Annotated in this window: 17 protein-coding genes and 1 tRNA gene; 5 read left to right on the plus strand and 13 right to left on the minus strand. The window is 65.1% G+C overall.

Annotated features, from left to right (window positions below; translation table 11 throughout):
* The first annotated feature begins 51 nt into the window (after positions 1–51).
* Positions 52–1332, plus strand: coding sequence for a serine--tRNA ligase (serS, locus tag H9654_RS00455; RefSeq protein ID WP_101099118.1), 1281 nt, complete (start codon positions 52–54; stop codon positions 1330–1332).
* Between the two features lie 314 nt (positions 1333–1646).
* On the opposite strand, the gene H9654_RS00460 is transcribed toward serS, so the two are convergent.
* On the minus strand, positions 1647–2225 hold the full coding sequence (locus tag H9654_RS00460; RefSeq protein WP_191768137.1) for an FMN-dependent NADH-azoreductase: 579 nt from the start codon (positions 2223–2225) through the stop codon (positions 1647–1649).
* A 123-nt stretch (positions 2226–2348) separates the two neighbouring features.
* On the opposite strand from H9654_RS00460, the gene H9654_RS00465 reads away from it, so the two are divergent.
* Positions 2349–3341 (plus strand): LysR substrate-binding domain-containing protein, encoded by a 993-nt coding sequence (locus tag H9654_RS00465; RefSeq protein ID WP_042612553.1) that lies wholly within the window; start codon positions 2349–2351, stop codon positions 3339–3341.
* A gap of 149 nt (positions 3342–3490) precedes the next feature.
* Positions 3491–3580 (plus strand) — tRNA-Ser (locus H9654_RS00470).
* 36 nt (positions 3581–3616) lie between these two features.
* On the opposite strand, the gene H9654_RS00475 is transcribed toward H9654_RS00470, so the two are convergent.
* Genes H9654_RS00475 through H9654_RS00485 form a run of 3 tightly spaced genes read right to left on the minus strand, consistent with a single transcriptional unit; the run spans position 3617 to position 4789 of the window.
* On the minus strand, positions 3617–3859 hold the full coding sequence (locus H9654_RS00475; protein ID WP_191768139.1) for a helix-turn-helix transcriptional regulator: 243 nt from the start codon (positions 3857–3859) through the stop codon (positions 3617–3619).
* Positions 3859–4104 (minus strand): hypothetical protein, encoded by a 246-nt coding sequence (locus H9654_RS00480; protein ID WP_318241095.1) that lies wholly within the window; start codon positions 4102–4104, stop codon positions 3859–3861. The genes H9654_RS00475 and H9654_RS00480 overlap by 1 nt, the downstream gene beginning before the upstream one ends.
* Positions 4097–4789 carry a hypothetical protein gene (locus tag H9654_RS00485; protein ID WP_225211775.1) on the minus strand — a complete coding sequence of 231 codons (693 nt, stop codon included), beginning with the start codon at positions 4787–4789 and terminating at the stop codon, positions 4097–4099. Before H9654_RS00485 ends, H9654_RS00480 begins: the two co-directional genes overlap by 8 nt.
* 49 nt (positions 4790–4838) lie before the next feature.
* Between H9654_RS00485 and H9654_RS00490 the strand changes: the two genes are divergently transcribed.
* A complete protein-coding gene (locus H9654_RS00490; protein WP_191768141.1) occupies positions 4839–5651 on the plus strand; it encodes a hypothetical protein in 813 nt (270 codons plus the stop codon).
* Positions 5652–5812: 161 nt separating this feature from the next.
* Here the strand turns inward: H9654_RS00490 and H9654_RS00495 are convergent, their stop codons facing one another.
* Positions 5813–6244 (minus strand): hypothetical protein, encoded by a 432-nt coding sequence (locus H9654_RS00495; RefSeq protein ID WP_191768143.1) that lies wholly within the window; start codon positions 6242–6244, stop codon positions 5813–5815.
* The gene (locus tag H9654_RS00500; protein WP_191768145.1) at positions 6241–8277 is read right to left on the minus strand and encodes a DNA cytosine methyltransferase; all 2037 of its coding nucleotides are present in this window, start codon (positions 8275–8277) and stop codon (positions 6241–6243) included. Before H9654_RS00500 ends, H9654_RS00495 begins: the two co-directional genes overlap by 4 nt.
* A gap of 157 nt (positions 8278–8434) precedes the next feature.
* On the opposite strand from H9654_RS00500, the gene H9654_RS00505 reads away from it, so the two are divergent.
* Positions 8435–8725, plus strand: a complete 291-nt coding sequence (locus H9654_RS00505; RefSeq protein WP_191768147.1) for a hypothetical protein — start codon at positions 8435–8437, stop codon at positions 8723–8725.
* Between the two features lie 161 nt (positions 8726–8886).
* On the opposite strand, the gene H9654_RS00510 is transcribed toward H9654_RS00505, so the two are convergent.
* From H9654_RS00510 to H9654_RS00540, 7 genes are all read right to left on the minus strand, one after another.
* Entirely contained in the window at positions 8887–9123 is a 237-nt protein-coding gene (locus tag H9654_RS00510) for a hypothetical protein (protein ID WP_191768149.1), read from the minus strand.
* A 13-nt stretch (positions 9124–9136) separates the two neighbouring features.
* Positions 9137–9412 carry a KTSC domain-containing protein gene (locus tag H9654_RS00515; protein ID WP_191768151.1) on the minus strand — a complete coding sequence of 92 codons (276 nt, stop codon included), beginning with the start codon at positions 9410–9412 and terminating at the stop codon, positions 9137–9139.
* 82 nt (positions 9413–9494) lie between these two features.
* On the minus strand, positions 9495–11279 hold the full coding sequence (locus H9654_RS00520) for a hypothetical protein (RefSeq protein ID WP_191768153.1): 1785 nt from the start codon (positions 11277–11279) through the stop codon (positions 9495–9497).
* Positions 11280–11281: 2 nt separating this feature from the next.
* Positions 11282–12127 (minus strand): recombinase family protein, encoded by an 846-nt coding sequence (locus H9654_RS00525; RefSeq protein ID WP_191768155.1) that lies wholly within the window; start codon positions 12125–12127, stop codon positions 11282–11284.
* Positions 12124–12396, minus strand: a complete 273-nt coding sequence (locus H9654_RS00530; RefSeq protein ID WP_191768157.1) for a hypothetical protein — start codon at positions 12394–12396, stop codon at positions 12124–12126. Before H9654_RS00530 ends, H9654_RS00525 begins: the two co-directional genes overlap by 4 nt.
* Complete coding sequence (locus H9654_RS00535; protein ID WP_191768159.1) at positions 12393–12605, minus strand: hypothetical protein; 213 nt, start codon at positions 12603–12605, stop codon at positions 12393–12395. Before H9654_RS00535 ends, H9654_RS00530 begins: the two co-directional genes overlap by 4 nt.
* Positions 12602–12982, minus strand: coding sequence for a hypothetical protein (locus H9654_RS00540; RefSeq protein WP_191768161.1), 381 nt, complete (start codon positions 12980–12982; stop codon positions 12602–12604). Before H9654_RS00540 ends, H9654_RS00535 begins: the two co-directional genes overlap by 4 nt.

Here is a 12982-nt window from a genome sequence, read left to right on the forward strand (position 1 = left end):
CGCATAACAGGCGATAATCCGGTTCCTGAACCACAACCACCGACCGCCGCCATGCTCGATCCAGCCCTGCTCCGCAACCAGCCCGCCGACCTTGCCGAACGCCTGCGCACCAGTCGCGGCTTCGAGCTGGACGTGTCCGCGCTGGAGTCGCTGGAAGCAGACCGCAAGCGCATCCAGGTGCGCACCCAGGAACTGCAGAGCCTGCGCAACAGCCGCTCCAAGGCCATCGGCCAGGCCAAGGCCAAGGGCGAGGACGTGGCTGCGATCATGGCCGAAGTGGCTGCGTTCGCCGACGAACTGAAGGCATCGGAAGTCACCCTGGACGAACTGCGCGAGAAGATCGACGCGGTCGCGATGATGATCCCGAACCTGCCGGCCGACGACGTGCCGGCCGGCGCTGACGAAAGTGAAAACGTGGAACAGTCGCGCTGGGGCACCCCGCGCCAGTTCGATTTCAAGGTGCTGGACCACGTAGAGCTGGGCGCGCGCAACAAATGGCTGGACGGCGAAACCGCGGCCAAGCTGTCTGGTTCGCGCTTCACCGTGCTGCGCGGCCCGATCGCACGCCTGCACCGCGCCCTGGCCCAGTTCATGCTGGACCTGCACAGCGGCGAGCACGAGTACCAGGAAACCAACGTACCGGTGATCGTCAACGCCGACAGCCTGTATGGCACCGGCCAGCTGCCGAAGTTCGAAGAGGACATGTTCATCACCCACCTGGGTGAGCAGAAGCGTTACCTGATTTCGACCTCGGAAATCTCGCTGACCAACATCGTGCGCGATGAAATCGTCGACGCCGAGCGCCTGCCGCTGCGCATGACCGCCCACTCGCTGTGCTTCCGTTCCGAAGCGGGCAGCGGCGGCCGCGACGTGCGCGGCATGATCCGCCAGCACCAGTTCGAGAAAGTGGAGCTGGTCACTGCCTGCCGCCCGGAAGACAGCGATGCCGAGCACCAGCGCATGACCCGCTGCGCCGAAGTGGTGCTGGAAAAGCTGGGCCTGCCGTACCGCAAGGTGCTGCTGTGCACCGGCGACATGGGGTTCTCCGCAGTGAAGACCTACGACCTGGAAGTGTGGCTGCCCTCGCAGGAGACCTACCGCGAGATCAGCTCGTGCTCCAACACCGGTGACTTCCAGGCCCGCCGCATGCAGGCCCGTTGGCGCAACCCCACCACCGGCAAGCCCGAGCTGCTGCACACCCTCAACGGCTCCGGCGTAGCGGTGGGCCGCGCGATGATCGCGGTGATGGAGAACTACCAGAACGAAGACGGCAGCATCACCGTCCCGGACGTCCTGCGCCCGTACATGGGCGGCATGGAAACCATCGGCTGAAGCCGCCCCGGTAGTGACGACCTTGGTCGTCAGCTCCTGCCTTGGTGGGTGACGACTGTCAGTCGTCACGCTTCTGCCTTGGTGGGTGATGACTGTCAGTCGTCACGCTTGCGCTCCTGCCGCTTTGTACGGGGTCAGAGTCCTTTTCTGCGAAAAGGAGTCTGACCCCATCGCCACGACCCCATCTGCGCACCAAAAAAAACGGCCCCGCAAAAGCAGGGCCGCCGGGTCGGGCTGGAATGGGGGAGGGGATCTTCCAGCCCACGGTTACCGGCCGACGACGAGCCCGCCAGCAACCGTCTTGAACGCTTTACTCAGGCCTCAGCGAATTCCGCTTCCGGCAGGCTCGCCAGCGCGGACGCAATCGCCTCTTCGCGGTGCTTCGGCGAATACGCGATGCCCTCGGCACGCACGAACTCCACCTCGGTGATGCCCATGAAGGCGAACATCTGGCGCAGGTAGGGCTCCTGGAAGTCCGCCGGCGAATCGACATAGATGCCGCCGCGGCTGCTGGCGATGATCACCCGCTTGCCACCGGCCAGGCCCACCGGGCCCGCTTCGGTGTACTTGAACGTCTTGCCGGCCACGGCCACGCGGTCGATCCAGGCCTTCAGCGTGGAGGGAATGCTGAAGTTGTACATCGGCGCACCGATGACCACGACATCCGCCGCCAGGAACTGCGCCATGACGTTTTCAGCATCCGCCACCTCGGCCGCATCCGCGCCGGCCAGCGAACTGCCGCGCAGGTGGGGGATCGGGTTGGCATCCAGATCACGGTAAGACACGTCGAGCGATTCGACCGAATCCTTGAAACGGGCGACCACGGCCGCCGACAGCTGGCGGGAGACCGAGTTGTCGCCGAGCGCGCTGGCGTCGATGTGAAGAAGCTTCATGGCAGTCACCTGAGGTTTGTGGGGTGGGCAGCCGTGCTGCCGACGGAGCAAACGATAGGTTGTTGCCAATCTGGGATAAAGATGGTTGAATGCCACGTATTGTTCTAGATATGGAACTGCAGCATGCAAGACCTCAACGATCTCTACTACTTCGCCATGGTCGTGGACCACGGTGGTTTTGCCGCAGCCGAACGCGCGCTGGGCATCCCCAAGTCCCGCCTGAGCCGCCGCATCAGCCAGCTGGAGACCGATCTGGGCGTCCGCCTGCTGCAGCGCTCCACGCGCCGTTTCGCAGTTACCGACGTGGGAACCAGCGTACACCGACACGCGCAGACCATGCTGGCCGAAGCCCAGGCCGCGCGCGAAGTGGTAGACCGCCTGAGTGCCGAGCCACGCGGCCTGGTGCGTGCCAGCGTGCCGGTATCGCTGGCGCAGATGCAGCTGCCCAAACTGCTGCCGAAGTTCCTGGAGCAATACCCCAAGGTGCGGCTGCAGTTGAACATCAGCAACCGCCGCGTGGACATCATCAACGAAGGCTACGACGTCGCCCTGCGCGTGCGTTCGCGGCTGGATGACGATGGCAGCCTGGTGATGCGCAGCTTCGGCCAGGTGCAGGAACTGCTGGTGGCCAGCCCCAAATACCTGGACCGCGCCGGCCGACCCAAGGACCCGGACGAACTGACCAACCATGTCACCCTGAGCATCAGCGAAGACGAAGCCCGCCAGCGCTGGGAACTGCACGGCCCGGAAGGCGCCGTGCGCCGCGTGGACCTGCAGCCGCGCGTGGCCGGCTTCGATTTCCCGCTGCTGCAGAGCATGGTCAAGGACGGTTTCGGCATCACCATGCTGCCGGAAACCGTCTGCGCCGATGCCGTACGCAAGGGCGAACTGGAAGTGGTGCTGCCGGACTGGTCGCTGCCGCAGGGCATCTGCCACGCCGTGTTTGCCTCGCGCCGCGGCCTGCTGCCGGCCGTGCGCGTGTTCATCGACTTCCTGGCCGAGCACCTGCCGCCGCAGCTGGAGGCCTCGCGCCTGGATTGCGGTGGCGCCTGCGAGCGGGCCAAAGAGAAGATCAAGGCGACAGCCCTGGGCGCGCTGGCCGTAGACGCCGGCTGACCCGACAGGCTGATTCCTGGTAGCGCCGAGCCATGCTCGGCGTAAACCATCACCGCCTGGGCTAGTGGCGCGCGTTGGACCATGGGCAAACGCCCCCGACGCATGCGAGAATACGCCTCCCCGGACAGCCTCCGGGACTGCAGCACATCGGAGAGATGGCCGAGCGGTTTAAGGCACCGGTCTTGAAAACCGGCGAAGGGTCAAACCTTCCGTGGGTTCGAATCCCACTCTCTCCGCCAAGACCTTTTGTAAGTGACTGAAAATGCAGTGGAATACTACGCTGCCAAATCCTGTCCCATACAGTCTCCCATACTTCCGTCGCCGATCACCTCGGCGCAGAATCGGTCGATATCCGTTTTAGCCCACACCGTGCGTGCGCCCAGCTTCCGCTGCTTGGGGAAGCTGCCTTGTGCCATTCGGCGATAGATCGACGCCCGACTCAACGAGGTGCGGATCATTACGACCTCGATGTCCTGGAGGTCAGCGGCCAAATCGGCCGCGGTCTTCGTGCCGCTCATTAGTGCTCCTTCGCCGCGTCGATCGCGGGCGGTTTCGTGTTGCCAGTGCGGCCTCTTGCATGCGCCATGATTCTGGCCACCTCGTCTATGTCACCGCGCAACATGGCGATCAGCGCCAGGCCGCGCGCTTCCCACAGCCGCACGACGCCTTTCCGTGCGCGCGTCAGGTTCACCCCGGAGCAACGGGCCAGTTCGTGGCCAACTTCCCGATGGTCGGGCGCTCCCTCCTTCAGCAAGTCAGCCACCTGCGACCTCCACGCGTTTGAACTCGATCACCCACACCCACGGATTACTGCCCCAGTCGCCGCCGGCGGTGTCCCACAAGTCCGCGAAAATCTGGCGAGAGTCGCCGTAGATCATCGGCAGGCCGGCGCGAGGATGGGCGCGGGGTAGGCGGATATCCGGGAGCACGTGCGCGTTGGCACCCTCTGCATCTGCGTCGGCCTTGCTGATCGCCTGCAGCTGTTCCACGCGCACGTTGGTGATCTCCAACACCAGGCGGCACGCCCAGCGCGGCATGTGGATGCTGGGGCGCCACCGGCCCGGATCGCATCGGTCGAAGCCTTCGCGGTAGTAAGCGATCTGCTTGCCGTCATCCGACACGGTGGATGGCAGACCACCCCACGGGCCCCAGCGCTCACCATCGGCGCGGTGCCGGCCGTGCGTAGGGAAGATGGCGTGCGTCTCCCGCCCCCACAGTCGATCGCCGGGCTGGCCGAAGGGGCAGACCAAGGTGTCGCCGGTACGGGTGTGCCAGATGCAAACTTCCTCGGGCACGAGGTTGCCTTTGCGATCACGCGCACCGTGCCCCCCGGAGGTGCAAGCCTCCCACTGTCCCAGCGGGTTGTGGTGCGGGAGCTTGATCGCCCTCCGCGTCTGCGTCTTGGCACCCGACAGGATGGCACGCACCATGGCGCCGTTGAACAGCATGGGGCGTTCGCGAACAGTCATGGCAGAATCGGCTCCAACAGGGGGGAAGATGAACAACAATTTCAACTGGATCGAGCTGGCTTCGGCCTCGGCTACTTCGGGCGCCGTTGTAGTGGCGATGTGTGCGATCAGAAGCGAAAACAAACACAGAAATGCCGAACGCCGTAGAGCTGAAAAGCTGAGGCAGCACGATTTGGAGGAGGCAAACCGCGAACGTGTCCGCGCAGAGGCGCTTCGGAGAGAAGATCAGGACGCAGCCAACCGTGATCGAGCCAGAGCGGATCAAATCCGAAAGGACGACCTTGACGCCGCCGTTCGTCGGGAAGAAGCGGAGGCTCAACGCAGCTCCCAAGAGAGGAGTTCTCGCGCGAGGCGCCTTGCGAAAATCTTTGATCGCGAGCTCACCGAAGCGGCCGCTCAACTGAATACGCTGGGTAAACTCTTGGAAGACGCCACGCCTGAAACTATTCCGCAATTTGTCCAGATCTATGCACGGCCCTTGGGTCCCAAAGTTTTCAAGATGCACGAGCGTTTTCTCGATCAGCTCGATGTTTTTCCCGACATGCTCGCCATTTCGATTGTGAACAACATGACTAATTGGTCGAGCATTCCCCTGTTTTCTGATGGACTCGCGCAGTCCCCCGGGATAGATATGCTCCGGATCCGACACAAGGTCTTGGCAGACATTGAATCTCGCGTTGAGCTTTTCGGGGAGACTAAGAGCGAGCTTGTGAAGTACTTCGCAGATCTTCCCGGACTCAGGATGTTCACGTTTGAAGAGATTCGAGGAATGAACGAAGCCAACGCTGAGGTTCGGCGCCGAAGGAAAGATGCCGGAAAGCCGGGGAACACTGCTGGCTGAATGGAGACTCATTTCGCCACCTCCATAGCTACTAGGTCGATCTCGTCCACCTTGTCCCTGAGGAACTTGCAAGCCTCGCCGATGGCGAAGCGCTGGACGCAGCATCTTCTGGATGTCGTTGATTGCGTTCCTGCCGCTGGTGGCGTTCTCATAGGGCAGGATCACGACTGCACCGCCTTGTCGATCCGGGCGACCAGCCCGTTTGCGTGCCTGATGTAATCCCGGCGCGGGTCTGTCTCAGGGAGCTGGATTGCTTGACAGGGCCCGAAGCCCATCAAGTCCCGCAGTTGCCCCACGTCTATGGTCCGCGCGGGCGGAGCGTGTTGGGCCAGCAGTTCGAGAATGGCGCAGGCGTCCTTGAAATCGCTCATGTATCCGGTCAGGTTCGGATCGTCCTCCCACATGTAGAGCACGGAGGCGGCGTGGCGCAGCGTTGCGGCTTCCGACATCTGCCTCACCGGGCCGGCGGCTACCAGGTTGCTCAGGGCGATCAGGTCGTTGACGCCGGTGCCGGCGTCGCCATAGAGCTTCGTGGCGATGCCCTGCACCAGGTTGGCGGCGGCCGTGGCCGCCATGGTGTTCTGCTGCTTCATGCGGCGATCCTCAGGTCTGCTTCGGCCGGGTCCAGGTTGGCCTCGGCGAGTGCGCGCAGCGGCGGCGGGCTGACGCTGTTGCCGACCATGCGCACGGCGGCGCTGGTGTTGAGCGGCGTGCCGTTGGCGGTGCGGTCAATGATGTAGCCCACGGGGAAGCCCTGAGCGCGGTACAGCTCGTGCGGCTTGAGCATGCGCAGGCCGATATCCACGATGACGTAGGGCGTGCCTTTGATCACCACGGTGACCAGCGCCAGCCGGTCCTTGGTGGTGACGGTATCGAGCGGCTCGGCGAGGCCGACGGCGATGCCGCTTCCGTAGTACTTCACGAGGAACGCGGCAACACGCTCGGCGCCCTCGATCTGTTCGGCGCTGAGGGTGCACTCGACCACCCCGTGGTGCACGGTGCTGGCGCACACGGTCCCGAGAGGGGCAACTGCGTCCTGGCCGTGAGCGTTACGGCGCATCGTCAGCAGATGCGCCGTCGCGAGGCGCTGCTGGCTGCCGCTGGCGGTGATGGTGCTGACGGGATCCCGCGCGTCGTTGCCGGCGCCTTGGTAGAACCCGCCATTGGCCTGCTCAACGAAGGCGCACGCGACCGCGTGTCCGCCGCTGCCGCTGGCCGTAACAGTCCCGACCGGCTCCCGCACATCCTTGCTGCCGGCGCCCCAGCGCTGCACTCCACCAGGCCGGCCCTCGCCGTGCGCGGCCTGAACCATTACTGGCGCAGCAATGCCGAGCGCATGGGCCGCGCCTGCGGGGCGCTTCGCCCCGGCGCCGGAGGTGATGGTGGGAACCGGATCCGTGACCGAATGGCCGATGCTGTCGCCGCGGAACTTGACCAGCGAAGGAGCTACCAGCGCGGTGTCCGCCTTGGCGGTCATGGTGTAGAGCGGGTCCGCGCCGGAGCGCGGCTCGGACTGGCCGGCACGGCCGCCGACGCCCGCAAGGATGGGAGTGACCACCGAGAAGTGCCCGCCTTTCACGCTAGCGCAGACGGTGCGCAGCGGCTCATCGGCGGCCATCGTGCGCTGGTTGCTCGCGTTGGCATGCTCAGCGATGAAGGCAGCCGCTGCGGCGGCGTTGTCCGCGCTGGCGCTGGGCATCGGAACGACGAACGGATCCGCCGCCTGCAGCACGTGCCGCATGACGCCCTTGGCTACGCGCCGCATCGTGGCATCGGCCAGCGGCCGGGGCCTGGCGAAGATCGAACGGCAGGGGATGCTGAAGTCCAAGCAGTCGGCGGCGCTGACGCGGCGCTGCAGGCCTGTCGCGACCCCATGGGTCGCTGCCGGCCAGACGATAGCCTCGCCGTCGCGGCGGCCCAGCACGAACAGGCGCTCGCGGCTGGTGCCCGCACCGTAGTCGCTGGCCACCAGCTTGCGCCACTCCACCACGTAGCCCTCCGCACGCAGAGCGGCCACCAATTGGCGCCAGGTGCGACCGCTGTGGCGCTTGTCCGGCACAAGCTGCTGGTTCTCCACCGGCACGCGCTCGCCGCGCGCTGCAATGGTGCCGTCCATCTTGACCACGCGGCCCGTGCTCTTGCAGCGCTTGGCCACCAGCGGTCCCCAAGTCAGCATCTGCCAAACGTTCTCCATCGAGAAGATGCGGGGCGCAGTGTTGGTGCCGTTGAGGAGATCGGCGCGCCGGAGCATGCCGATCCACTTCTTCACCACCCATGACAGGGCACGCGTCCTCCGGCTGCGCGGCTGGCCGCCCTTAGCCTGGCTGAAGTGCGTGCAGTCCGGGGAGGCATGGAACCAGCCGATGGGCCGGCCGGCCACGTCCACGCGCGGATCCGCATGCCAGATATCTTCGCGGTGATGCTGGGTGAGCGGGTGGTTGGCCGCGTGCATGCCGATGGCCAGCTCGTCGTGGTTGTAGGCCAGTGCCGGGTCAATGCCGAGGGCCTGCTTGAGGCCTTCGCTGGCCCCTCCGCCGCCGGCAAACAGATCCACCACGATCTCGCCGGGGCGCAGGCGCGAGCGCTGTGGGAGCGGAAAATTGAACGAGCGGAAGCCCTCAGCCATGGGTCCGCTCCTTGAGACGGGCATGAACGCGCATCTTCGTATGGCGCTCCGAGATGGGTGTAGACCTTCCAAGTACCATTGACTGCAGTGTGTTCACGTCGCCCTCACGTGATAGGCTCCCCGTGCCATCTGGCATACGGAAACTGGGGGAAATGGAATGAAAATTGAAATCAAAGACCTCGACGCCGCAATTGAGCTGAAAAACAACGGCATGGAAGTCGAGGTAAGGGACCCTGATGGGACCTTCCGTGGTGACTTGGTCATCACGAAGAGCTCTTTGATCTGGTGTAAGGGCAAGACGGGCCGCGCTAAGGGAGTCAAGTTGTCCTGGAAGCAGTTCATTGACGCGGCAGAAGCCGGCGCGATTGCGGCGGCGAAGCCCGCTCCGAAGCCGCCGGCGAAGAAGGCGGCGAAGAAGGCGGCGAAGAAGGCGGCCCCCGCCAAGTAATGAGCAGCTGCTTCGCGAATGGCGGGGTGCTCGAACACTCCGCCATTTTTCTGCCCTCGGCAGCGGTTGCATTTCGCGTTGAGCGCCGCGCGGCGTGACGACTTGGTCACCGCCGTTCCACGACATGGGACCAGTCATCGGGCTGTTGTTCTTCTGGATCGTCATGGCTTGCTTCCGTTCCCGTGGTCGTTGATGTGGTCGATGGGGCAGGTGGCTTTACACTGCGCGGCCAGCGCGTCCAGTCGCTCGGCCTCGCGGATGTAGTGGTCGTGCCGTTCTTGGCGAACCGGCGGAGTGAACTGGGCGTCTTTCAGGGCGGTTTCGGCTGAGGCCCGGTACAGCACCGCCATGCGTCCCGGGTCGTGTTCGAAGATGTCGAGCTGCTGCCGCTTCTTCATGGCGGGCCCCGACTTACGCCGCCAGGGCGGATTCGTCGATCTTGGTGAAGGGGTATTTGGCGACCTGGTCTTTGATGTGGGCGCCGAAGTGCTTGCCCTTCGACTCGGCCGCCTGGAAGGCTGCGAAGTCCTCGGCGGTGAAGTTGGCGTAGTGGTACAGGCTGCCCGGGCCGACCACGCCGCCCTTGCGGCTGGTGAAGCGGATGGCCAGGGTGCTGGTCTCGGCGTCGTGGCCGATGGCGTGGATCTGGTTGGACTCGACGTCCTGCAGGGTGATGCGCAGTGCCATGGTGGTGCTCCAGTTGGAAAGGGACGCCGGCGCGTGGACCCGGCCGGGGCGGGGCCCTGCAGTGCAGGGCAGGGGTGATTCGTTATGCGGCCAGCGGGTACGTTTCGCCGTTGGCCGCAGCCCGCAGGACGCGGATCATCTGCTCGCACATGGCCGGCACCCGGTCGGCGGCGTAGAGCTTTGCGCCGCGCTCGGTGCTGACCGGCTCGAAGCCGAGCTGGCGCAGGCCGTCGGCGCTGATGGTCAGCGGGCCGATCAGCGCGTTGATCTCGCCGAGCTTGATCTTTTTGCCCTCCGGGACCCACGGCGCGGCATCTTCAGCGACAGGGGCAGCAGCGACCGCGGCGACGTGCCGGATCGTTGTGGGCTCAGGCGCGGCCGCGACCGGCTCAACAGCCGGCGCGGGAGCAGCCGCCGGCGTGGCCACGGCGATGGCTGCCGCTGCATCCCGAGCTGCCTGTGCATCCTTCTCCCGCTGCAGCCGCTCTGCGCGCTCCTGTTCTTCCTTGCGGATCCGGGCGCGTTCGTCTTCCAAGCGCTGCTGCTCAGCCTGCTGGTGCGCCCCGATGCGAGCTGCGACCAGGTTGCGCAGGTCGTCCGGCGCCTTCGTGGCGCACAGCTGCACCCGATCAGCGAACAGCGTCGCGTGCAGGGCATGTTCGTTGAGGATCCGGACGTTGACGCGGATCCGTTCGGCCAGCTGGCTGGCGGCGATCTTGATGTTCGCTGCAGCCGTGCTGACCGCATCTTCCATGCTGGTGAACGACTTCTTGCCCTTGATCGAGGCGCCGAGCTCTGCCGTCACGGCCTGCGCCGGGAACGCGATCGCGTGCTGGCCCATGGAGGCATTGATCTGGTCGTAGTGATCCTGCACGTTGGTGCGCCCGGCCTGGACAATCTCGATCCGACGCTCGTCCTTCCGCTTGCCGACGAGCTTCTCCAGCTCCAGGCGAATGCGGCGGGTCTCGGCCTTTACGTCGTCCACGGTGCGGAACATGGCGTCGATGTCGGCCGTCTGGCTCAGGGCGTGAGCCTTCGCGGCGTCCAGCTTCTCTTCCACTGCCTTGGCCCACTTCACCGTCTGCTCGGCATCGGCAAAGTCGTTGTCGGTCTGCAGGTTGCGGTTGATGCCGCCCAGCACGGCCATGGCATGGGCACGGAAGTCGCCGAGGTTGCTGGCGGTGACCATGCCTTGCAGCTCGATGCGCAGCGCCGGCAGCTGGTCTGGGGCCTTGCCCACCACCGGCTCGGCGACCGGCACGACCTGGTAAGCGCACACGTCTGCTTCGAACTGCTCCCAGCCGGGGACGATCCGTGCACGCAGCTCGGGGTTGGGGTAGTACCAGCAGTGCCGTTCTTCAACGAGCTGCCATTCTTCGGTCTGCGGGTCTTGCTTCCACTCGGAGGCCATGAACAGCACGCGCTCGGCCTGGCTGACCATGCACTGCTGCTCCATCTGGATCTGGTGGTAGAGCGGCAGGTCGGTGCCAACGCAGTCCGGCGTCATGCAGGCGCGCAGGGTGGCGTTGAGCGTCTTGTGTTCGAACGCGGTGTCCTCGAGGAGGGTCAGGCCGTCGAAGCTGGCGGACAGCTTCCCCTGCGTACCCACGCACGGGTAGAGGTCCTCTCCGACGATTTCCTCAGCCAGTGGGCGGGCCAGTGCTTCGAACTGGTGTCCGTTATCGAAGATCTGCTGCAGGAACCAGCTGATCTCTTGGGCCACGCCAGTGGCGCGGACCTTGAGCAGCTCGGAGCGGCTGATGTTCGGGAACTCGCCCAGCATGATGGGCACTTCGCTGGCATTGAGGTGGTCAGCGCGGTGGGCATGCCATTCGGGCGTGCCTTGGATCAGGTTGACGGTACGCATGATCAGCGCTCCAACGCAGTTTGGGTGGGGCCGCCAGCGGCAGCGGCAACGTCGCTCTGGGGCTCGCCTTCGTCCTCATCCTTCGGCGGGTTCCGGATTTCCTTCAGCTGCTCGGCCGTGAACCGCGCCTTCGTCTGGAGGGTGGCAATCAGCTCTTCAGCCGACTTACGACCGCTGGCGATGATGTCCCACCACTTCGTCAGGTTCGCGCTGAAGTCAGCATCGGAGTACAGCGGCAGCGCTTTCTCAGCCGTGCCGGTGATGGCAGGGCGGTTCTGGCTGCTCACTTGGGTCGCGTCACCAGTGGGGATATCCATCACTTCTTCGGCGATGGGCATGCCGCGCAGCACGTCTGGGAAGACGTCGCGCAAGGCGAAGGCACGGGCGCGCATCTGGCGCATACGCTTCGGGTACTGGGTCCACGGACCCGCCTTGGTGTCCAACCCTGCCTTCTTGGCATCGTCGATGCTGAAGGTGCGGAACTCTTCGGGCTCCCCGCGGCGTTTGACCCTGCACACGGCGGTGTGACCGTCGTCCGATTCGGTGACGTACTCGCACAACGGGGAGCTACGTACCAGGGCGATCACCGCATCACCCCACAGGGAGGGGCGACCATTGATGATGGCCAGGTTCTGGATAGCCTGCATCGGCTTCAGACCGAGCTCGCTACCCCACTGGATGGCGATGAAGCAATTGTCAGGCTTGCCCTTGAAGTCCTTCGGGACAAGGTCGCTGTTCGCGAGATAGTCACAGAACTGCAGGGCCTGCTCGAACGTCTGCGGGCTCAGGTCGAACTGCTGGCGTGGCTGGGCAGCGAGCGTGGTTTGCGGTTGGGCTACAGCGTTCATCGAATGTCGTCCTTGCGGAGGTTGATGCGGGTAAGGGGGATCGAGCGGCGAAGGGCCTTCCGCGCCGCCAGCTGGGCGGTGAACTGCTTCCAGACCTGGTGCGTCTCCGTGCAGACGCGGAACCCGAAGAAGAGGGCGCCGGCACCGCCGACCAACACGAAGCTGTCGGCGTTGCGCGGGCTGGCCAGCAGCGCCAGCGCAAGGCAGAAGGCGAACAGCACGGCGGCGATGAAGGCCGGGGTGAGCAGCGCAACGGGGTGACGGCTCATGCGTTATCTCCGTATATCAGTGCCATGCGCCGGCGGCGGGCGCGCTCCCAGATGCGGTTCTGTGCGGCCTTGCTGCAGCCCGAAGCGATGAACTCGCGCTCGGTTTCTTTGACGTCCAGCCCGGACCGGGCGGCGCAGGCGCGCACGCTCTCCAGCAGGTATTTCTGGCTGTTGGTCTGGATGGGGAAGGCGAGGACCTGGGCGCTCATGCGGCTTCCTCCAGGTCGCTGTTGCTGCGCTGGATAGCGTCGCCCTGCAACGCGAAGGGGTTCGGCAGCGCCCGGCAGGTGTCGATCAGGCTCTGGCGGCGCTTCCGGGACGACTCTTCGTCGGCAAGGCCACGGGGGTAGCTCAGGCCGCCGGTCGAGTAGATTTCGTCGGGGAAGCCGATCATCGTCAGCTCGTGCCGGCGCGCTGCCTCCCAAGCCATCTCATCCGAAGCACCGGCGAACGCGGCGGCGCGGTAGGCCACTTCGACACCAGGCATACGCAGGCCGGTGGTCAGGAGGTTGGCCAGCAGGACGGCGCGGTTGTGGCGCTCCTCGCGGACCTTGGCTTCCGGGTGTAGTTCCGAGATCGAGGCCAT

The organism is Stenotrophomonas lacuserhaii (assembly GCF_014836545.1).
Taxonomy (GTDB): Bacteria; Pseudomonadota; Gammaproteobacteria; order Xanthomonadales; family Xanthomonadaceae; genus Stenotrophomonas; species Stenotrophomonas lacuserhaii.